Origin of the sequence: Methylocapsa polymorpha, from assembly GCF_045689225.1 — a bacterium.
Classification (GTDB): domain Bacteria; phylum Pseudomonadota; class Alphaproteobacteria; order Rhizobiales; family Beijerinckiaceae; genus Methylocapsa; species Methylocapsa polymorpha.
The window spans coordinates 3,890,036-3,910,309 of record NZ_CP136862.1 but is presented as its reverse complement, the minus strand read 5'-3'; the positions used below and the strand labels follow the sequence as shown (position 1 = coordinate 3,910,309).

At 59.1% G+C, this 20,274-nt stretch carries 16 protein-coding genes and 1 tRNA gene; 7 read left to right on the top strand and 10 right to left on the bottom strand.

What is annotated here, in order from left to right; genetic code table 11:
• Positions 1-294 precede the first annotated feature (294 nt).
• From RZS28_RS17980 to RZS28_RS17970, 3 genes are all read left to right on the top strand, one after another.
• A complete protein-coding gene (locus RZS28_RS17980) occupies positions 295-492 on the top strand; it encodes a hypothetical protein (protein ID WP_407339092.1) in 198 nt (65 codons plus the stop codon).
• A gap of 226 nt (positions 493-718) precedes the next feature.
• Positions 719-1,507, top strand: coding sequence for a GH25 family lysozyme (locus RZS28_RS17975; RefSeq protein WP_407339091.1), 789 nt, complete (start codon positions 719-721; stop codon positions 1,505-1,507).
• Positions 1,508-1,556: 49 nt separating this feature from the next.
• Positions 1,557-2,285, top strand: coding sequence for a DUF72 domain-containing protein (locus tag RZS28_RS17970; RefSeq protein WP_407339090.1), 729 nt, complete (start codon positions 1,557-1,559; stop codon positions 2,283-2,285).
• A 287-nt stretch (positions 2,286-2,572) separates the two neighbouring features.
• Here the strand turns inward: RZS28_RS17970 and RZS28_RS17965 are convergent, their stop codons facing one another.
• Entirely contained in the window at positions 2,573-3,583 is a 1,011-nt protein-coding gene (locus RZS28_RS17965; protein ID WP_407339089.1) for a methyltransferase, read from the bottom strand.
• 51 nt (positions 3,584-3,634) lie between these two features.
• Positions 3,635-4,843 (bottom strand): L-2-hydroxyglutarate oxidase, encoded by a 1,209-nt coding sequence (lhgO, locus tag RZS28_RS17960; RefSeq protein ID WP_407339088.1) that lies wholly within the window; start codon positions 4,841-4,843, stop codon positions 3,635-3,637.
• Between the two features lie 497 nt (positions 4,844-5,340).
• Here lhgO and RZS28_RS17955 point away from each other — a divergent pair, with 497 nt between their 5' ends.
• Positions 5,341-6,504 (top strand): acyltransferase family protein, encoded by a 1,164-nt coding sequence (locus RZS28_RS17955; protein WP_407339087.1) that lies wholly within the window; start codon positions 5,341-5,343, stop codon positions 6,502-6,504.
• 53 nt (positions 6,505-6,557) lie between these two features.
• Here the strand turns inward: RZS28_RS17955 and RZS28_RS17950 are convergent, their stop codons facing one another.
• Together RZS28_RS17950 and RZS28_RS17945 are read right to left on the bottom strand one after the other, a co-directional pair.
• A complete protein-coding gene (locus tag RZS28_RS17950; RefSeq protein WP_407339086.1) occupies positions 6,558-8,063 on the bottom strand; it encodes a hypothetical protein in 1,506 nt (501 codons plus the stop codon).
• 87 nt (positions 8,064-8,150) lie between these two features.
• The gene (locus RZS28_RS17945) at positions 8,151-8,924 is read right to left on the bottom strand and encodes a hypothetical protein (RefSeq protein WP_407339085.1); all 774 of its coding nucleotides are present in this window, start codon (positions 8,922-8,924) and stop codon (positions 8,151-8,153) included.
• Between the two features lie 794 nt (positions 8,925-9,718).
• On the opposite strand from RZS28_RS17945, the gene RZS28_RS17940 reads away from it, so the two are divergent.
• The 3 genes from RZS28_RS17940 (at position 9,719) to RZS28_RS17930 (ending at position 12,760) form a co-directional block, all read left to right on the top strand.
• Positions 9,719-10,903, top strand: a complete 1,185-nt coding sequence (locus RZS28_RS17940; protein ID WP_407339084.1) for a glycosyltransferase — start codon at positions 9,719-9,721, stop codon at positions 10,901-10,903.
• A gap of 6 nt (positions 10,904-10,909) precedes the next feature.
• Positions 10,910-11,497: a putative colanic acid biosynthesis acetyltransferase gene (locus RZS28_RS17935; RefSeq protein WP_407339083.1), complete on the top strand. Its 588-nt coding sequence runs from the start codon at positions 10,910-10,912 to the stop codon at positions 11,495-11,497.
• Between the two features lie 297 nt (positions 11,498-11,794).
• Entirely contained in the window at positions 11,795-12,760 is a 966-nt protein-coding gene (locus RZS28_RS17930) for an aldo/keto reductase (protein WP_407339082.1), read from the top strand.
• A 76-nt stretch (positions 12,761-12,836) separates the two neighbouring features.
• Here RZS28_RS17930 and RZS28_RS17925 read toward each other — a convergent pair whose 3' ends face one another.
• The 6 genes from RZS28_RS17925 to RZS28_RS17900 form a co-directional block, all read right to left on the bottom strand.
• On the bottom strand, positions 12,837-13,475 hold the full coding sequence (locus RZS28_RS17925; RefSeq protein WP_407339081.1) for a hypothetical protein: 639 nt from the start codon (positions 13,473-13,475) through the stop codon (positions 12,837-12,839).
• 1,285 nt (positions 13,476-14,760) lie between these two features.
• Positions 14,761-14,964: a hypothetical protein gene (locus RZS28_RS17920; RefSeq protein WP_407339080.1), complete on the bottom strand. Its 204-nt coding sequence runs from the start codon at positions 14,962-14,964 to the stop codon at positions 14,761-14,763.
• A 615-nt stretch (positions 14,965-15,579) separates the two neighbouring features.
• Positions 15,580-15,655, bottom strand: a tRNA-Lys gene (locus tag RZS28_RS17915).
• Between the two features lie 252 nt (positions 15,656-15,907).
• Positions 15,908-17,491, bottom strand: a complete 1,584-nt coding sequence (locus tag RZS28_RS17910; protein ID WP_407339079.1) for a 2-isopropylmalate synthase — start codon at positions 17,489-17,491, stop codon at positions 15,908-15,910.
• A 311-nt stretch (positions 17,492-17,802) separates the two neighbouring features.
• Positions 17,803-18,789 (bottom strand): bifunctional riboflavin kinase/FAD synthetase, encoded by a 987-nt coding sequence (locus tag RZS28_RS17905; protein ID WP_407341165.1) that lies wholly within the window; start codon positions 18,787-18,789, stop codon positions 17,803-17,805.
• A gap of 164 nt (positions 18,790-18,953) precedes the next feature.
• Positions 18,954-20,243 carry an Hsp70 family protein gene (locus RZS28_RS17900; protein ID WP_407339078.1) on the bottom strand — a complete coding sequence of 430 codons (1,290 nt, stop codon included), beginning with the start codon at positions 20,241-20,243 and terminating at the stop codon, positions 18,954-18,956.
• Positions 20,244-20,274: the final 31 nt, after the last annotated feature.

Here is a 20,274-nt window from a genome sequence, read left to right as displayed (position 1 = left end):
GGGGGCGCTTTTCGGCCTCCTACCGTCTTTGTCGAGGGGCGTGACAGGTAAATGACAGCAGACGGCTTAAGGCCGCTTTTCTTGATCTCCTTCACCCGGATTCGAGCCTTATGAGCGCCCGGAAGTCCCCTGTCCAGGCTGTCGGAGCGCAGAGCCCCTGCGTTGCCGCAAGCCTGTCGTTCTGGCTCCTGCCGCATGTAAGGCGCACCCAGATCAAATGTCCCATGAGGCAATCTAAAAGAAAGCTCTATAGTAAATCCATGTAAAAATGGACGACGCGGCGAAGCTGGGTGAATGAGTTTCTGGCTCTTTGGAAAGTTAGCTTTGGCCGGTGCGGGGCGCGTCAAGCCTATGCAAAGCGAAAAACTTTCGATCCGCACCCCGAAGCAAGATTGTGGGTTAAATCTGTGCTTCGTCCTCAATATCGACAAACTGCTCGGTGAGATTGGAAGCGTCAGAACCAATTGCGCTGGCGCGCTTCTCGCTTCATAAATGACGGCTCAGTTTGGGCAAGTCTTCGCCGCGCGGGAGCAAAATACGGCGGGACATTGAGACAGAGGCGTAAAGGAGCCGAGTTCGGCGGAATTTCAGGCTCGGATCGTGAGTCGGAGAAGAATTTCATCGCGTGATTCGTGGGCGGCCGTTTTTTGGACGTGTTAACGCCCTATTACCGCCTTTCGGCTAAATTGCTCTAATCTGACTTTAGGCAGTGGCGTCCATGCGACATTTACCTTCTTCGCTTTTAGCGCTCGCCCTGATGTTTCTGGTCGCCGGATGCGCCGGCGGCGGCTTCGTCGACGACGCTCTCCCTCGCCCGACAGATTTCGAAGTCCATGGCATAGACGTCTCAAAATATCAGGGCGACATAGATTGGGACAGCGTGCGCGCCTCAGGCGTCCGTTTCGCCTGGATCAAGGCGACCGAAGGCGGCGACCATGTCGACGATAAATTCGCCCGCAATTGGGCGGCGGCGAAGGCCGCGGGCGTGCCGCGCGGCGCCTATCATTTCGCCTATTGGTGCCGGCCGATGGAGCAGCAGGCGTCCTGGTTCACCGCCAATGTGCCCAACGATCCTGACGCCTTGCCGCCGGTCCTCGACGTCGAATGGAATGGGCAATCGAAAACTTGCGCCAAACGCGTGCCGCGCGAGGTCGCCATCGTGCAGATGAAAATCATTCTTGCGGCGATGGAGCGGGCCTATGGCAAGAAGCCTGTGATCTATACGGCCGTTGATTTTCATCGCGACGTGATGCAAGGCGAATTCACCGACTATCCCATCTGGGTCCGCAGCGTGAAAAGCCATCCGTCTGTGAAATACGGCGCTCGGCATTGGCATTTCTGGCAGCACACCGCCGAGGGCCATGTCCCGGGCATTCGGGGCTATGTCGACCGCAACGCCTTCAATGGCACAGTGAAAGAATGGCAAGCCTGGCTCGCCGACGTGATGTCGTCCGGCTCGCATGCTGCGACCGAGGGGGCGGGCGCCGCGACGCAAGCTCGCCTTTAGGCCAAGACGAAGCGGGAACCAGGGCGCGCGGCGTCGCGTTGCCGGCTTCATGGAAGGCGAAATCCACATTGGGACGTCCGGCTGGCGCTACGATCATTGGCGCGGCCCTTTCTATCCCGAGACCCTCGCCGCCGAAGACATGCTCGCGTTTTACGCGGAGCGATTCGCTACCGTTGAGCTCAATTACTCTTTTTATCGCCTGCCTGAGCCGGAGTCGGTGCGGAGCTGGCTCGCGCGAACGCCGAAGCATTTCCTCTTCGCTTGCAAGGCGAGCCGCTACACGACCCATGTCAAGCGGCTCAAGGACGCACCAAAAAGCTTTGAAAAATTCTTTCCGCGCGTCGATCTTCTAGGCGAAAAGCTGGGGCCAATTCTTTTCCAGACTCCGCCGCGATTCTTGCCGGATCCGGAGAGGCTGGCGAGCTTCATCGCCGCCCTGCCGGCGAAGCATCGTTACGCCTTCGAGTTCCGGGACCGACGCTGGCTTTGCGACGCGGCGCGCGATGTGCTCGCTGAGGCGAATTGCGCCTTCTGCATCTTCGACATCGAGGGCGTGCAATCGCCCAGTTGGACGACTGCCGATTTCGTCTACCTGCGCCTGCATGGGCCGGGCGGGAAATATCAGGGAAGCTATGACGACCGGGCGTTGCGGTCCTGGGCGAAACAGATTTACAGCTTCGCCCGCCAAGAGATCGACGTCTATTGCTATTTCAACAATGATCAAGCGGGCCATGCGCCGGCAAACGCGCTGCGCCTGATCGAGATGATCAAGGGATAGGCTGGCGGCGCGCGATCTTGAGACTTCAAGCGAAGCGGCGTCGGCCCAGGCCCAAAAAGAAGGGCCGCCCAAATGGACGGCCCTTCCATTGCCAGACCGCGGTCCGCAATCGCTCTGTCCTTAGGAGGCGAAAGCCTCAAAGGAATGAGTCCAGGTCAGGGCCCGCAGCGTGAGACAATGAGACACTGGATCACCTCCTTTCGTTATGTTGAAGATGCGCCATTATAGAGGGCGGCCGCGCCATTGCAAATGTCTTCGCTTTCAATCCTCTATTCTCGGCCGAACGCCTATTTTACGCCAATGACCATCGAATCGGGGCCGACGAGCGGCTCGACGCGCGTCTCCGCGAAGCCGGCCTCGCGCATCCATGCCTGACAGTCGGCGCCGGTAAAATCGAAGCCGCCCGAAGTCTCGATCAGCATGTTCAAGCTCATCAAGAGGCCGAAGGCGTTTTGCCGCCGCTCGTCATCGATGATCGCTTCATAAACAATGAGCGCGCCGCCCTTGGGCAGCGCGTCATAGGCCTTGGCGAGCAGCATGCGTTTCTGCGTCAGGTCCCAATCGTGCAGGATATGGCCCATGATGATCACATCTGCGGTCGGGAGCGGATCTGCGAAGAAATTTCCGCCGCGAAACACGACCCGGTCAAGGACGCCGCTTTTTCCTGCGAACTCCTCGAACACCGGCTGCACCTGAGGAAGATCGAAGCCTGTTCCCGCAAGATGCGGATAACTCCGCGCCAGGGTAACCGTAACCATCCCTTGCGCCGCTCCGACATCGACGAAGCTCTTGCGCTCCTTCCATGGAAACTTGGCTGCGATCGCTTGCGCGGCGCCTGCGCTGACTCCGCTCATTGCGGCCAGGAAGGAGCGCAAACGATTCGGGTCTGCATAGAGCGCGGCGAAAAGATCGCCCGAATCTTTGCTCTCATTCTGCGGCTTGCCGGTTTTCAGCGCCTCCGTCAGCGCGCCCCAGGCGCTGTAAAGGCGGGTGTTGGCCATTTCCAAGAGGCCGCCGATATAGCTCGGCTTGGCGCGGTCAAGAAAAAGGTCCGTCTCGGCGCTGTTGCTGTAAAGCCCGTCCCCGCGATCGAGAAGTTTGAGCGCGACAAGCGCATCAAGGAAATCGCGCGCCGCGCGATCATGCAAGCCAATCCGATGCGCCAAAGAGGCCAAATCGAGCGGCCCTTTGGCGAGCTCGGTGAAAACGCCGAGCTCGACGGCGCTCAAAAGGACTTTCGAGCTCCAGAATCCAAAGCCGATGTTGAATATTTTTTCGGGCGTCGCGGCGGTGGTCATGCTTGGCCTCCCTGTTCATTACGATGGCCGCCGCAGACGCGTCTGGCGGCGTCAGCCCATGGTCGCGTCAAATTGCGCCAAAGCCTTTTCCGCGATCATGCGCGCAATCGGGATGGCCGAGGTCGCCGCCGGCGACGGAGCGTTGCAGACATGCAGCATGCGCGGCGTTTCGGCGAACAGGAAATCATGCGCCAGGGTCCCATCGCGCAGGACGGCCTGTGCGCGTATTCCGGCCATGGGCTCGTGGAGGTCGTCAATCGACAGGCTCGGGCAGTATTTTTGGCATTGCGCAAGGTAGCCGCGTTTCCACAAGGAGTTTCGCATCTCCGCCGCGCCCGATCCAAGATGCGAAAGGATCGCCCTCCAAAATCCCGGAAATGCGGCATAGGCGGCGACGTCGCGGGCGTCTACGGAAAATTTCTTATATCCCTCGCGGGCGAAGCCGAGCACTGCGTTCGGGCCGACGATAATGCCGCCGTTAATCGTCTTGGTGAGGTGAATCCCCAAAAAGGGCAAGTCGGGGTTGGGGATGGGGTAAATCAGGCTGCTGATCAGACCGGCCCGCGACCGCGGCAACGCGTAAAACTCGCCGCGAAAGGGCACGATCTGATGATTGATCGGAAGGCCCGCCATTTTTGCGAGGCGGTCGGATTGCAATCCGGCGCAAACGACAAGAGATTTTGCGTGCAGGCTTTGCGAGGGGGTCGAAATCGCGACGGCGTCGGCGTTTTCCTGGATGGCGACGACTTCGGCGTTGAGGCGCAGATCGCCGCCCTTAGCCGCCACGATTCGGGCGAGCGCTTCACTGACGCGCCTGTAATCGACAATCGCGGTTGACGGAACGAAGAGAGCGGCGAGACCGGCGATGCTGGGCTCTCTTCGCGTCAGCTCGACGCCGTCGATCCGCTCGACGTCGATGTTATTTTGCTTGGACCGCTCGTAGAGAGCGTCCATGCGAATGCGCTCCGCCTCGCTGGTCGCGACGAGGAGCTTGCCGCATGTTTCGAACGCGACGCCCTGTTCAGCGCAAAACGCCTTCGTGGCCTCAGCGCCTTCGCGGCAGAGGCGCGCCTTCAGGCTTCCCGGCGCGTAGTAAATGCCTGCATGAATGACGCCGCTATTGTGTCCGGTCTGATGCCGGGCGATCTCGCTTTCCTTTTCAAGGAGGAAGATCGACGCGTGAGGGCGCGCGCGCAAGATTTCCATCGCGGTCGCCAAGCCGACAATGCCCGCGCCGATGACGCCATAATCATAGATCATGCGAATGCCGCGTTTGATACGATTTCAGCCCTTTCATCACGGAACCAGCTTTCTGACAATGGGCTGCGGCGGTAGCGTAAATTCGAGCGATGGTTTGGAATGTTGACTGCGCCTGCATGGGAGGCCGCCTCGCGCTTGGCCCTCGCGAGCCAAGCAAAAGTCGCGTTGCGCGTGATTGCGAGTCGACGGGCGCACGCATTGCGCGCGCATGCTGGTCATGACTTCTTAAGGATTGCAAACGAGCCTGTAGCACAATCCGTTTCGCATCGCCGCGGCGCCTATTGATCGGACTCTTCGCCGCAAAGCGGTCATTTCGATGGTCTAGCTACTCCTGAGCTGCTTAGAAGTCCGCGCGATGGAGCTGGTACGATTCTTCGAGCCGCAAGAGTTGAGAAAGCGAAGGTCGACAGGGCGACGAAGAAGCATGGCTCCAGCGGCGTCTGGCCTTGCGCCCGCGCAGCGGCTATATTGCGCTGCGATGTTGAAGGGTGTTCGCTATGGCAAATGCGTTAAGTTCAGAGACGCAAAGAATTTATGCAAATCGTCCTGCGCAGAAAATAGCGGCCGACCCTAAGCTTCGGCTGCACATCCTTGATTCGATTCGGGGATGGGCCGCGATCGACGTCCTGATTTTTCACGTGTGCCATGAGGTCTTCGCCAACAAGCTCCCGGAATTCGGACGCTATTGGATCTCGTTATGCGATGGCGGCTTCGCGGTCGCCATTTTTTTTGTTCTTTCCGGCGAAGCGCTTTCGCACGCCTATTTCGTCAGGAACGATGTAGAGCCGGTGAGAAAATTAGCCATCAAGCGATATGTGCGCCTCACAATACCGATTTTTGCGTCCTGCCTGATCGTATTCTTGCTGATGAAAGCCAACCTCGTCTATTCACATGAAGCCGCCGTTGTAGTCGATAGGCCGGATTGGCTCGGACGTTTTCTTCCTTTCGAGCCCAGCGTAGGGCATTTATTGTCTTACTCGCTGATTGGCGTCTATTTTCAACACACAACGGAGACTTCGTATAATCCGGTCCTCTGGTCAATGAGCGTCGAGCTTTTTGGATCGGTCTTGGTCTTTCTAACGTTGTTCGTGACAAGGAATCGCACGCAGCGTTGGGTGATCTTCGCCCTTTTGACTCCCTTCATGGTTCTCTTCGCGCCATTCTTTGTCTGCTTCATATTTGGCATGGTGTTCGGAGAACTCCGCGTCGCGGGAACGTTCAAGCGGCTCGCGGCTCGACCGGCCGCGAATGTCTTGTCCGTCGTCGCGCTGATCGGCGTAGCGGCGGGCCTGACGATCGTTCCTTTTGTCGGTCTGGCCCATTTCGCGGTCGCGCAGCGCCTAAGCATTGGCGCGGCTGTGTTTCTTTTCGCCATCTACAGCAGCAACTGGCTGCAATCCTTATTCGACAACCGCCTTTCGCATGTTCTGGGCGAATTGTCCTTTCCGATCTATCTGGTCCACGTTCCGATCATTGTGTCGCTCGAATCTTTCCTTATCCTGCGCCTGTTTCCAGATGGGATAGTCACGCGCGCGCCGGCCTATTTCATCATGCTGGTTTCGCTTGCGGCGTCTCTTCTGGCCGCGCGCGCCTTCGTGCATGTAGAGCGTTTCGCGATCAGGGCCTCGAACGCATTCTTCACCTTCATAGACCGGCTTTAATTTTCCAGGCGCGGGACCAAGCCGCATCGCTGGCGGCATTCCCGGCGTCTCGTTCAATTTGTCGTCGAGGCCGCTATGGAGGCCGGCTGCGCGGTTGCGCCACGCGGGAATAGAATTTTATGCGTGAAGAAGAGGCCGACCAGCAGGGTCGGCAGGCCCCTTGTGATCACCGAGAGATAGCCGTCGGACGTGTCTTCTATCAGCGCGGTTTGAAGGGACGTGAAGAGAAAAATGCTCGTCGGAAGCGGCAGCTTCAAACTGGATATGCGCCCGCATATAAGGAGAATTATCAAGGATAAGACAAAAGGATAGGCGATGAATCCGACCAGGCCCCATGTCACAAACCCTTCCATCGGAAGGCCAAAATTCAAGAAAGCGGGAATGCCATATGTTCCCATGTCCATCTGCCAGGAAAGCCAGTCGCCCATGCCGAACGACAGATCGCTCTTGTCAAAGCCGAGAAAGCCGGGCGCGTTGCGGGCCAGAGATTGATTGACGGCCGGCATTCCGATCGGCCTTCGCCCATGCCCCGCATAGGCCGCTGCGTCGAGCAGGCCGATGAAGGACAGCCGATTCAGAACGTTCGAACGGTCGCCGTAATAATCATATTCCACTTCCGATTTTATGTTGGAGAATGCCGCATATTCCGCCGCCTGGGAGATGGCCCTGAAGAAACTCGGATCGGTCGCGGCCTTTATGACCGTATCCTTGGCCAGCTCCACGAACTGGGCTCTCGTGACGCCCTCTTTCTGCATCCTGAGATAGAGAGTGATAGGCGTCAGGATGGACGTGAAAAAGACGGCGACGACGACGCCGATCAGAATATGGCGCAGGCGCAGCATCCGATAAATGAACGCCGTTATGACAATCCCGATCAGGCAGCTCAGAAGAAATCCCCTCATATTGAGGGCGAGGACGATTGCGAGCACGACGCCAAGCATGAGCGCCATGCGGACCGTGACGAAGCTGCGCCCTTCGGACTTCTTGATCGCATAGACGGTTTCCGCGATCATGCCGAGAAAGAGAAATTCAGCCAATGACGACGCGATAACGAAAAGCGAACCGCCGCCGCTGCTGCCATCGGCGGATTTGGTGGCGACAAAGAGCTCGGCTGCGAGGCCAAAGCAAAAGCAAAAAGTGGAGAGCCGCCGCAGACTCGGCAAATCGGTCGGGAAAGGAAAAGCTTCCCTTCCGGGGTCCAATGCCCGCGCGATCAAGATAACCCCGGTCATGAGGAGCATGAGAAGGGCGTTTAACCCGAAGGCGGAATAGGCGTCGAATAAATGCGAGTCGAGCGTCTGCCCGTAGAATGACTTAGCCATGAGCGCCACGCCCGCGTAGCGCAGGCTGAAAAGAACTCCGACCATCGAATAGAGATCGCGCCCATAAAGGTGCAAGGGAATCAGTGGCGCAGCGATTGAAATCGCGCAAAGGGCCAAGATCAGCGGATCCGTCCCCAGCATCAATTGAAAGATTCCGAATCCGCCGATCACGACCAAAGGGATCGCGATCGGCACCCTCGTATCCTTCAAATCAATCATGCCGATAGCGCTGGTCACGGTCGAAATCCTTTGCTGAGGCGGTTGTGCATTTGGATATGAGATTCATCGGCAAGATCGGCGCCCGCGCGCCCAGTCAAGCGCCATCTACCATTGCCTGTCCTTTAGCGCAGCGGCGAGGTATCTGGCGACAAGGCGGTTTCCATCGTCGTTGAGATGAATGACATCCTGCCGCAGCCTATGAGGGACGACGCCGTTTGCGATATCTTCCTGATCCGCGGCGTCGGCGACGAGGTTCAAGTCTTGTAAGCCTCGCTCGATGAGGTAGCGGCGTATGTCGATGTAATTGGCGCCGTATCTTCGGGCCAGAGTTTCGCTGACTTGCATTTTCAGTCTGAAACCGGCGGCGCCGATCATCTCCTTTTCGCCATTTAGCAGACCGATGACCAGAAAGGGTCTATGTCGCCGCAAATAGGGAGCTAGAATCGCATCAGTATCGGCCAAGATTTTCGCGACCGCCGGTATGCTGTTATGTCCCGCCCAAAGGATGAGCACGCAGTCCCGAACCTCGCTCGTATTCGGCGTGAACACGCTGTGCGGCGGGGCAGGGGTGTTGTTTTCCTCAGGCGTCGGCTTAAAAAGATAGCTGTCGTCGGCGTCCCAGGTCAACTTGCCGGCGCGGCCGGCGAGGCTTCCCTCGATTTCGCCGGCCCTCGCCGCGTTCGAAATCAGAGGCGGCGCGATCGCCGTCACGCGCACGTCGCCCGAAGCGGGGATGGAATCATCGGTCACGCTCACGCGCGTTTGCACGGCTCCCGTGCGCGCCGCAATCTGCGTCGAGTTTTGCGCCGCGAGGCCGCCGCCGATGACGCGCCGGTCCGGCAGAATCTTGGCAAGCTCGGCTTGATATCCTCCGGTCAAGCTGTCGCCCAGCGCCCAAATGCATGCCCTTTCAGGCTGCGCCGCTTTGGATTGCAAGCCGCCAAAAACAGCGATTACGGCGCCGCCGAGCGCAGCGAGCCGGGACGCTTGGCTCCAGCGCCACGGTAAAGAACGCCAAATTTTGCTCAACGTGGGCCTTTTCACGTAAAACCGGGGGAAATCGCCAATCCGCCGAGCTTTGTCGCCGGAAAATGGAAGAGAGGTCGACGCATAGATGTCATGCGTGCCAGTCGCGGGATTTTGCCGCGGCCGGATAGTCCGACGTAGGCAAAGGCCGGACGGCGAGGCCCGCACGCCGTGCGTCGCGTCCGGACTGCGGGCCGCAGTACGTCTCAAATGTAAATTCAACAAAACGCATTGTTCAATACCATCGATCGGGAAGCCTTGGCGCGCGGACGCAAGGCGGCGGCGGTGCATTCGCTGATGATAGGACAATGACGCGCCGCGGATTTACACGCCAGCTTTCGTCAAATTAATGTGAGTAAGCTTGGTCAAATTCGTTAACGAGGCTCGATAATGTCGGAATTATGTTGTCGGGAAGATAGAACATTAGAATTGTGCGGGCCCGACAGCGGAATTCATTTTGGCCTTGCAACACTACCAGGCATTGCTTGATTTAGGCGGATCGGATAACGTTATTCGCAATTGTCCTGTTCGTTCTATCTCCCACGGAAAGCGGACCGAGAGTGGCGCGTGATGCCGACCCACAAAAAAGGTCCCAACAGTTCGCTGCCACGTTTCGTAAATCTAGCTTTGGCGAGCCGTGAAGTTCAATGGTTATATTGCATGTCATTTTGACGGTGAACCCTGAATTCGGCGGTCCGATCGAAGGGATAATGACATCGGCTGGGATATTGAGAGAGCAGGGATGCGATCGGGAGATCTTATCCCTCGACGCTCCGGGTGATCCATGGGTCAAATCCTGCCCCTTGCCGGTCCACGCTTTGGGAATCCGTCATACGTCCTATCCAAAGCTGCGCCGGAAACTCCCCTGGCTGCGTTACGGCTACACGCCGCATTTCGTCCCTTGGCTTAAGGCGAACGCTAGGCGCTACGACGCAATTATCGTCAACGGCCTATGGAACTACTCGTCGCTCGGCGCATGGCGCGCCTTGCGTCGGACCGATACGCGCTATTTCGTATATCCCCATGGGATGCTCGATCCCTATTTCAATAAAATCCAGCCCGTCAAGGCTCTCGCAAAACAGATTCTCTGGTGGTTCAGCGAAGGTCCGTTGATCGCCAACGCCGTCCGCGTCATGTATGTGACGGAAGAGGAGCGGCAACTTGCGGGCAATTCTTTTTGGCCCTACCGAGGCAAGGATCGGGTTGTGCCTTATGGAATTGTGGACGTGCCGGGAGATCCTAAGGCGCAAGCGGCGTCCTTCCTCGCGGCGTGTCCGAAATTGGCGAACCGTGATTTCATCCTGTTTCTGAGCCGCATTCACCCCAAGAAGGGCTGCGATCTATTGATTGAGGCTTTCGCCAAGATCGCCGCAAAAGATCCGGCGTTGGACTTGGTGATGGCTGGCCCGGATTCAGTCGGCTGGGTGAAAAAGCTGCAGGACTTGGCCGCGGAGCGCGGCGTCGCCGAACGGATCCATTGGCCCGGAATGCTGAGAGGGGATTTGAAATGGGGCGCCTTCCACGCCGCCTCGGCCTTCGTTCTTCCCTCGCACCAGGAGAATTTCGGCATCGTCGTCGCTGAGGCTATGGCCTGCGGCAAGCCCGTGCTTACCACCTCGAAGGTCAATACCTGGCGTGAAGTTCAAGACAGCGGCGCCGGGCTCGTCGTAAATGACGATCTCGATGGCGTCACCCAAATGCTGGAAAAATTCGTCAGCCTGTCGATAGAAGAAAAACAAAGGATCGGGGCGTGCGCGCGCAAGGGATTTGTGGAGAAATTCGATCTCGGAACATTGGCGCCGCAGCTTATCGAAGCTTTTCGCACGAGTTGAAGTTTTATGGAAATTCTCGACGCCACGGTGACGCGACCGTTTGAGGGCGGTCCGACCTATTCCTTGCGGAATCGGGTCTTTCGGGCGTCCTGGATCCTGACCTGGCTGCTCTTGGCGTCTTGGACGCCGCCGCCGCTGAACCGTTGGAGGCTGTTTCTGCTCCGTCTTTTTGGCGCGAAGGTCGCCCCTGAATCGTTTATTTATGGCAGCGCTAAAGTTTGGTATCCGCCGCACTTGGAGCTTGGGAAATACGCGCGGGTGGCCCCCAACGTGACGGTCTATTCGGTCGAAAAAATCATCATTCGCGATTATGCGGTCGTTTCGCAAGGAAGCCATCTTTGCTCCGCGGGGCATGACGTCGAGGACGTGAATTTCCAGACCATCGCGCGGCCAATCATCGTCGGTCGGCGGGCGTGGGTCGCCGCCGAAACTTTCGTAGGCCCTGGCGTTACGATCGGCGATGGGGCCGTGCTGGGGGCGCGAGGCTGCGCCTTTCGCAACCTTGAGCCATGGACCGTCTACGCCGGCAATCCCGCCCGCGCGATTAAACCGCGAAAAATTCGCTTTCCGGACGCCGTCGATCCAGCGCAATAAGGCCGCCGCAGTCGCCCTATGCTGCGCGGACGAATGCCGCTTCGAGCCTCTGCTGCGTGGCTTCGCCGACCGCTGCGCCATCCTTTTTGGCTATCGCCGCCGGGGCTCGCGGCGGACTTTGCCGAATAGGCGTCGCCCGCCCGGGTCACTTGGCCGCATCGGCCGAGCGCAGGCGCTTTTGCAAGGCGATGGAACTCCCGGCGACTCTCGTTATGCGTCTTGCCGATCCTATCGCCGACGCGCTAGCTTTTGCGAGGTCAGCATCGGCGGTCGCCAATAAGAAAGGGAGATATTTGTATGAGAACCGTCGTCTGTCCGGGCCTCGGTCGTCAGGTCTCCGCCTTGGGCTTTGGCTGCGCCTCGCTCGGATCAAGGGTCTCCGAAACGCATGGACGGCGCGCGCTCGACAGCGCATTCGAGCGCGGCGTAAACTGGTTTGACGTCGCGCCCGCATATGGCGATGGCGAGGCGGAGGCGATATTGGGCCGCTTCTTGCCGGGTCGGCGCGATCGAGTGGTGGTCTCAACGAAATTTGGCTGGCCCGCTCCGGCGATTTCGGCCGGGGTGCGCCTGCTCAGGCCCGCGGCCCGCGCGCTGGGCAAGCTTTTTCCTCAACTCCTTGCCGATGTTGCTGTGACGAGACCGGAGTCCTATCGGAATCCTCTTCGGGCGGATCTCGTCGAATCCTCGGTTGTCGAGAGCCTGCGCCGACTGCGGGCGGACTATGTCGATGTCCTGGCCCTGGATGAACCGAGTCCGGAAGAATGCGCGGACGAAGCGATCCTGCGCGCATTGCAGCGCATTGTCGAAAAAGGCTACGCGCGCGCTATCTCTATCGCGGGAACTCCCGAAGCGATTGCGGCGGGAGCGGGCGCCTCAGCGCTTTTTGGCGTCGCGCAGTTCGCGGACAGCCCTTTCGACCAGGCGGCCGAGCATTTGCGGGCTGCGCTCTCCGGCGAGACGTCCCTCTTTTTCGTAACCCATGGCATATTCGGCCGCGGCGTATTCGACCGCATATTGCGTCTTCTGGGCACGGATGGCGGCCGTCTCGCCGCGCTTGCGTCTCAACTCGGCTATGGCCCGCCATTTCTGGCGAGCGAACTCCTTTTGGATTACGCTTTCGCGAACAATCCCGACGGGGTCGTTCTCGCCTCGATGTACAATCAGGCGCATCTCGAGCTGAACTGCGCGAGGGCGTCCAATCCGCCGCGCGGCGACGTCGGTCCGTTCGTTCGCAAATATTTCGTCGAAGGTCATCCGTAACTGCGACCATCGTCCGAAATGCGGTCCGCCATCTTGCATGGCGTCTGACAAAACAAATCGAATGAGGCCGGCGATCTTACGAGGGAAGCCTATCGAGCGCGAGGTCCTGGCAGTTGTCGTGATGGGGCCAGGCGGTCTCAGCCGCATTTGTGTTGTTCATCACCACCGGCGGATCGACGTGCCCCCAATTTGCATCGCCCTCTTGTGGTTCATACGATAGCTTGAAGTTACGCTCGACAGGGCGATCCTTGCCGGCCGCTGGCGCAGCGATGAATGAATAGCCCGTGATGTTCTTTTTGGAATCGTGAGAGATTACGCTGGGCTCCAACAAGCGAACACCCGTAGCCTGCGCGAAGCTCGCATCATTGGACATAAAATGGCGGCGGTTGCGTATAGCGTAAAAATCCTGCATCTCGCCGGGCTTTGACGCCCATGGCATTTGGCTCGCTCCCCATTCGGCCGGATCGATGTACAGGCGATTTGGAAGAAAAGTAAAATCCTCGTTGTGGGTGTTGTTGACGGCTTCGATCTTGTAGACAACATAGACTTCGTCCGGCTTTGACGCACGTACCCCGTCGGGAGTCGCATATGTGTTGCAAAAGCCGATCTGATGATAGTCAATGCTTACTGGAGCAGCCGAATTATCTGTGCATCCAGATAGAGCAGCCGTCAGCAAGCCGAAGCACGGTAATAAATAGGACAATCTCAAATTCATCCTAAGCTCTCTCCAATTCTGAGCAAAAGAGACCCGGCTACGAATCTGTCGCGACGAATTGCTCATTTTTTGTAGAAGCCGCGATCAGATTAGAGGACTGTAAGAAGCCTAGGCTTGTTGTTGATCAACAGGTGTTTTTCACTATGACGAAATATGAAGACTCGGTGGGAAGTTCGAGACGATCCAAACAGAATGGATTCCCGAGCAATCATTTAGCTTGATCATGCATTGAAGCATAAGTGAGATTACGGCAACAGGGATGCCGGCGTCCGTTTCATGTTGTAGGTAAGATCGGCGAGGCCGATGTTAACTTTCGTCCTCGCCAACACGATGGTGCGGATGACAAGCCTCATTGAACCCTTTTGGCTGGCGAAGACATGCTCGACGCCAACGTGAGCTTTTTTGTATTGGCCCTTGCATCAGCCTCCGCGATTGGCTTGCCTTTTAGACTATCAACCAAATGCGCTATAGAACGCCCAGATCATATAGGCTGGGAGAATGAGCCGCGTTAGAAGCATAAACCACCACAGCGCCCGCGCCGCATAGTCGGTGGTTTTGCCCTGCGGCGAAAGTTCAACATATGAAGATGACTCTTGCGGTAGCACCCATTCCTCCTCTTCTGTTACGCTTGCTTGGATTTACCCTCTCAAAGTGGGGGCCAATCCGATCTTTGCAAGATAGTTGGTCTTTCTTGCAAGCCGCGACAAATTCGCCCAGGGGGAGACGCATTTTTGGTCGGAGACGCCAAGGGTTGCTGTTTGACCGTCCGGCTATATTGCCAGGTTGCAGGCTAGCCGCACAATTAAGCCAACTCAGCCGAACTTACGCCGCGACGCGGGACAAGCCGCTTGCTCCGACGATGATTCTATTCAGCAATGTTATTATCTAGCGCGTGTAGGCGCGACGCGCCATTCTGGGTTTCACAGAGCCAACGGACCGATTTGTCGTCGGGTCGGTCTGGCGAGCTTGGGGGCAGCGGGCAGGCCGCAGTATCTCGCGAGCAGACAGCGCGATGTATTATCTGGGTCGCCCGCTTCAACTGACCCGGTTGCGAGCGCGGCCCCAAAGTTCCTCGCGTAGTCCGCTGGGCGCTCCTCCTGTCGCACTTTCTTCAGGCGAATCGGCATCCGATTCGCCTACAAACGCCAAGCGCGGCCGCGCCGACTTTCGACGTCGGAGCGGCAAGAGTTTTTCATCAGCAAGACACGAGCGAGGAGGGGAAATCGAGCCGCGAACTCCCGATCCGGCGCTGGACCGGCGTCATTGGCAAAGGCCAAATCGAGCTTCACGCCTTGCGGTATTTAGTGATGAATTGATCGATCAAGTTATTTGCTTCGGTCGTGTCGAGCCAGCCTTCGGCCATTTCCTCGGTCTTGAATTCGCGGCCCAGGCTGAAGGGCTCCTCAAAGCCGTTCAAACGAAGATGGGGCGCCCACTTCCCGCTGGGCAGTTTCGTCAAGACAACTTCCTCGCCTTTTTCCAAGTTCATTATTTGCTTCTCCGCGTCACGGGGCCAGGATGGCCGCCGCCCTCGACGATTTACACGAAATTCCGAAGCAAGAAAGCCGCCAAATTCGTCATGGCGGAAGTTTATTGCTATGCAAAATTCGACTTTTCGGAAGTCTTAGGTCCGCAAATCTGATACATTTGTAAACTTTTAGGTTTTGATGGCAGGCTCACAAGTGCTCGAAGCTTGGACGGGCTGACGAAGAAGCAATGTCTTGGACGCGGAAAGCGCGAGAGGATTGGAGCGACGGCGTGAGACGATTTGCGTTCCTATTGGCGATAATGGCTGCGCTCGGCGCAGCGCCGGCGTTCGCCCAATATGGCGGGCCGCCCCCAGATGAAGAATGGCAGGAGCCTGACGACTATGGGCCGCCGCCCGGCTACGAGCTCGCTAATCCTCCGGCGCCTCCTGGAGGAGGCTGGCGAAACGGCGTTTGGTCGCCGACCCATCGATGCTGGGTCAACGGCATGCCGACATGGTGCTGGAATCACTGACGAGCCAAGGCGGCGCCTGGAAGTGGACAGTCGCCCTCAACGCCGCCGTCAACGCCAGCTTGGCGCTGGAAGATGCGGCTTTTACAGTTACGCTTGATTTTGATGGTGGGCGCACACGGGCTCGAACCGTGGACCCGCTGATTAAGAGTCAGCTGCTCTACCAACTGAGCTATACGCCCATCAAAATGGCTTCCTTTTCGACAGAAGCGGAGCGACTGATCGGAAAGTGAAACGCGCATATAGACCGATCACGACTTAAGCGCCAGATCGGCCCAGCCTTGCTTTCCCTTCGCCCGAGCGCCCAAGACAAAGGAGCCTGCGTCGACTGAAGTCGCGCTTGCTCTAGCAAACGCGCTTCAGCCTGTCCAGCGCTTCGCGCCTCGAACTCCGCCGCCCGCCTGTGGCGGCGCCGGAAATCGGCGGCCTTGGCTTCAGCCCGCCAAGACGCCAGGACGCGATTTGCCGCGTTTGACCATCAGCTTGTTCAAGGCCGCGATATAGGCCCTCGCGGAGGCGACCAAAGTGTCGGGGTCGGCGCCTCTCGCGGTGACCGATTTGCCGTCCTCGGCGAGTCGAACGGAAACCTCGGCTTGCGCGTCGGTTCCATGCGTCACCGCGTGAACCTGGAAGAGTTCGAGCGTGGCGTGATGGGGCGCGAGCGCCAGGATCGCGTTGAAGATCGCGTCGACCGGGCCATTGCCAGTCGCCTGATGCGTCTTGCGCTCGCCGTCAATTTCGAGCGTCAAGGCGGCCGATTGCGGTCCGTTGGTGCCAGCCATCACGGAGAGGGAGACGAGCTTGATGCGATCATGCGCATTGACGATCTCGTCGTCGACAAGGGCGACGAGATCCTCGTCATAGACGATCTTCTTGCGGTCGGCGAGATCCTTGAAGCGGGTGAAGGAATCCTCGAGCGCATTGTCGCCGAGTTCGTAGCCGAGCTCTTTCAGTTTTTCCTTGAACGCGTGGCGGCCGGAATGCTTGCCCATGACCAGCGACGTCTTGCTTACGCCGACGCTTTCGGGAGTCATGATCTCGTAGGTCTGTGCGTTCTTCAACATGCCGTCCTGGTGGATGCCGCTCTCATGCGCGAAAGCGTTCCGCCCGACGATCGCCTTGTTATATTGCACCGGGAATGAACTGACCGCCGAGACGAGTTTTGACGCCCGCGTCAGCATCGTGGCGTCGATATTCGTATGATAGGGGAACGAGTCGCCGCGCACCCGCAAGGCCATCACGACCTCTTCCATGGCGGCGTTGCCGGCCCGCTCGCCGAGCCCATTGACGGTGCATTCGACCTGCCGCGCGCCGCCCCTGACGCCGGCGAGCGTATTGGCGACGGCGAGGCCGAGGTCATTGTGGCAATGGACGGAAAAAATCGCCTTGTCGGAGTTCGGAACCCTCGCCCGGACCGTTTCGAACAAAGCCTGATATTCCTCCGGCACCGCATAGCCAACGGTGTCGGGAATATTGATTGTCGTAGCGCCCGCCTTGATCGCGGCCTCGACGCAGCGGCAGAGAAAATCCACTTCGGTGCGGGTTCCGTCCTCGGCAGACCATTCGACGTCCTCGACGAGGTTGCGCGCCCGCGCGACGCTCGAAGCGATCATGTCGAGAACCTGCGCCGGCTCCTTCTGCAGCTTGTATTTCATGTGGAGCGGCGAGGTCGAGATGAAGAGATGGATGCGCGGGCGGCGGGCATGGCGCAGCGCTTCGGCGCAGCGATCAATGTCTTTCGCCGCGGCGCGCGCGAGGCCAGCGACGCCGGCGCGCTTCATCCGCTTCGAAATCGCCGAGACCGCCTCGAAATCGCCCTCGGAGGTCACCGGAAAGCCGGCCTCTATGATGTCGACGCCCATCGCGTCGAGAAGATCGGCGACTTCGAGCTTCTCCTCGAAGCTCATCGAGGCGCCGGGCGATTGCTCGCCGTCGCGCAAGGTCGTGTCGAAGATGACGACGGACTCGGAATTGGGGCGCGTTTCTTCTACGCGCGAGACTGTGTTGTCATTGGTCATGGCTTCTGTCCGAAGGGATTGTCGTTAAAGCTCGCGGCATCCCCTGAGCGCCCAGGCGCATGGCCCGGCCGGCCCTCAGGGGCCGATAAGCAGAAGCAATCCGGCGAAAAGCGAAGCTCCGCCGCACGCGGGCGCGCGCCCTGCGTCGATCCTTTTCGGCATGTCGGAACTAAAACCCACTTTGGCGTCTCGCCTTAAATCCGAGCAAAAATACTAACGGAGGCAGGGGCGAAATACAAGCCAATTCACGCGGCCGACGAGGGACTTAGCTGCAAGCGGCTTAGCCCCGCGATCCGCCGCGCCAAGCCCGGCTAGCTGGCGGCGTCGCCTTGAGACCGGGCATGCAAAATTTCCTTGGCGCGCAGGGCGTCCTGCCTGATTTGGGCTATGAGCGCGTCGACCGAGGCGAATTTCGCCTCGCCCCGGATCCAGCCGATGAAGAAGACTTCGATCATTTCGCCGTAGATGTCGGAGGAAAAATCGAAGAGATAGGCTTCGAGCAGGGCAGGGCCATTGTCGAATGTCGGGCGCCGGCCATAATTGGCGACGCCGTCATAAAGCCTTCCGCCGACGTCGACCCGAACCGCGTAAATGCCGTGGCGCAGCCGGCAGCTCGGATCGGGCGCGAGATTCGTGGTCGGAAAGCCTATCGTCCGGCCGAGCTTCTGGCCCTCGATAACCTTGCCGAGGATGGAAAACGGGTGGCCGAGCAATTGCGCCGCGTGTTCGACATCGCCCGACTCGAGCGCCGCCCTGGTCGCGGTCGAGGAGGCGGCCTCCCGGTGATCCGTCGTATCGGCTGGAATGCGCTCCACGATCTCGACCTCGAAGCCATGCCTTGCGCCCGCTTCCTTCAGGAACGCCGGCGTGCCTGTGCGTCCGGCGCCGAAGTGGAAGTCATAGCCGGCGACGACGGCGCGAACGCCGAGGCGGCGAAGCAGAATCTCGACGACGAATTCCTCGGCGGGGAGCCGCGCCAGAGCCTCATTGAAGGTCACGACGATCATTCCGTCGAGGCCTAGGCGCTTGAAGGCTCTCGCTTTGGCTTCGAGCGGCGTGAGGCGGAAGATCGTGTTGGGCCCGCGGAAAAAGTCGCTTGGATGCGGTTCGAAGGTGAGCACGGCGCAGGGAGCGCCAACCCGCGTTGCGAGCGCCTCTGCGCGCTTGATCACCGCGGCATGCCCGCGATGGACGCCGTCGAAATTGCCGATCGCGACCACCGCGCCGGCGAGAGCCGGCGGCGGCGCCGCCGGATCAACGGCGAGAACGAAAGCGTCGGCGGAGGATGGATCGGCCAATGGAACCCGATGACCCGTGACGGCTAGAAGGCCGATGAAACCGTGGGATGAAAGTTCGGCGGGAAACTGCCGCGCTGGCGGGCTTGCGTCAAGCGCTTGCGCGGCTTGGCGGCGTCTCAATATTGAAATACGGCTTTCGAGCCTAGCTATATGATCGAAGTTTTCTAGACCGCCGCCCTGTCCGCCGCAATCAAGGCCAGCCCCGACGCCACTGACTGAAACGCGTCGCCGACATGAACGCGAGTTTTGCCGAAGCGCTCCAGGAACAGCGCCCGCACCGCCGGCACGAAAGAGCTGCCGCCGGTGAGAAACACCGCGTCCATATCGGCGAAGCCGAGCCCCGTTTTGGCGACAGTTTGATCCATGGCTTGCGCGATCCTGCCAAGATCATCGGCGATCCAGCCTTCGAAATCTTTTTGCGTCACTGACGCCTCGATCTCGATCCCTTCGCGGGCGAATGTGAAACGCGCCTCCGTCTCGGCGGATAATTTCGCCTTCAGATCGCCGACGGCGCGGTAAAGCTCAAAGCCGAGATCATGCTCGATCAGGACCATGAGATCTTCGAGCATATGCGGCGCCTCCGCGCTCAACGCGAGCTTCCTGAGCTCCGCCAGCGTCTGCGCCGATTTCAGCCAGGACAGCTGGTGCCATTGCGCGAAAGCGGCATGGAAATAGGCCGGAATCGGCAAAAGCTTGTCGAAGGAGCGATAGAGCGTGCCCTTGCCGAGCTTCGGCGAAACGACATGGTCGATGAGGCGATAATCGAATGTATCCCCGGCGACGCCCACGCCGCCATGGGCAAGCGGCAGAGCTTCGAGGCGCTTTCCTTTGCGGCTGAAGCGCAGCACCGAAAAATCGCTGGTGCCGCCGCCGAAATCGGCGACGAGAACGACTTCCTCATGTTCGAGCTTGCGGGCGTACCAATAAGCCGCGCCGAGCGGCTCATAGGCGAATTCGACGCCGTTTACGCCAACCGAAGCATAAGCGGTTTTGAGCCGCGCGACTGCGAGAGCCTCGTCCGGCCGCTCGCCGGCGAAAACGACCGGGCGCCCCGCCACGACCGTTGGGGAGCCGGCCGCATGGAGCGCATCCTGATCGAAGAGGCGTTCGAGAAAAGTCGCGACGAGCCGCTCAATGGTGAAGCGCTCGCCATAAAGCCGCGTCTCGGTGAAGAGCGGGCTCGCCAGATGCGTCTTGATCGATTGGATGAATCTCTGCTCGCCTTCAGGATTGATCGCGCGGGCGATCGCCTCCGGTCCGGCGACATGGCGGACCTTGTTGCGACCCTCGCGCCAAAACATCAGCGCGGTGCGAAATGTCTCGGTCGGGCCGAAGGCCGACGGCCAGCTCAGGCTTTCGACATGGCCGCCGGGATAGGCGAGCGCGACGACGCTATTCGTCGTGCCGAAATCGACGCCGAGGCCGATTGGCGAACCCGCATCATTGCCGGGCATGAATCGCGCTCCTGTGCTAGCCAAAAGAAAA

What these genes read in the sequence shown, in the direction of transcription:
- RZS28_RS17970 (WP_407339090.1), top strand. Translation starts at nt 1,557, where the DNA reads ATGGAAGGCGAAATCCACATTGGGACGTCCGGCTGGCGCTACGATCAT.
- RZS28_RS17935 (WP_407339083.1), top strand. Translation starts at nt 10,910, where the DNA reads ATGGAAATTCTCGACGCCACGGTGACGCGACCGTTTGAGGGCGGTCCG.
- RZS28_RS17900 (WP_407339078.1), bottom strand. Translation starts at nt 20,243, where the DNA reads ATGCCCGGCAATGATGCGGGTTCGCCAATCGGCCTCGGCGTCGATTTC.
- RZS28_RS17930 (WP_407339082.1), top strand. Translation starts at nt 11,795, where the DNA reads ATGAGAACCGTCGTCTGTCCGGGCCTCGGTCGTCAGGTCTCCGCCTTG.
- RZS28_RS17920 (WP_407339080.1), bottom strand. Translation starts at nt 14,964, where the DNA reads ATGAACTTGGAAAAAGGCGAGGAAGTTGTCTTGACGAAACTGCCCAGC.
- RZS28_RS17955 (WP_407339087.1), top strand. Translation starts at nt 5,341, where the DNA reads ATGGCAAATGCGTTAAGTTCAGAGACGCAAAGAATTTATGCAAATCGT.
- RZS28_RS17925 (WP_407339081.1), bottom strand. Translation starts at nt 13,475, where the DNA reads ATGAATTTGAGATTGTCCTATTTATTACCGTGCTTCGGCTTGCTGACG.
- RZS28_RS17940 (WP_407339084.1), top strand. Translation starts at nt 9,719, where the DNA reads ATGGTTATATTGCATGTCATTTTGACGGTGAACCCTGAATTCGGCGGT.
- RZS28_RS17975 (WP_407339091.1), top strand. Translation starts at nt 719, where the DNA reads ATGCGACATTTACCTTCTTCGCTTTTAGCGCTCGCCCTGATGTTTCTG.
- RZS28_RS17910 (WP_407339079.1), bottom strand. Translation starts at nt 17,491, where the DNA reads ATGACCAATGACAACACAGTCTCGCGCGTAGAAGAAACGCGCCCCAAT.
- RZS28_RS17980 (WP_407339092.1), top strand. Translation starts at nt 295, where the DNA reads ATGAGTTTCTGGCTCTTTGGAAAGTTAGCTTTGGCCGGTGCGGGGCGC.
- RZS28_RS17965 (WP_407339089.1), bottom strand. Translation starts at nt 3,583, where the DNA reads ATGACCACCGCCGCGACGCCCGAAAAAATATTCAACATCGGCTTTGGA.
- lhgO (WP_407339088.1), bottom strand. Translation starts at nt 4,843, where the DNA reads ATGATCTATGATTATGGCGTCATCGGCGCGGGCATTGTCGGCTTGGCG.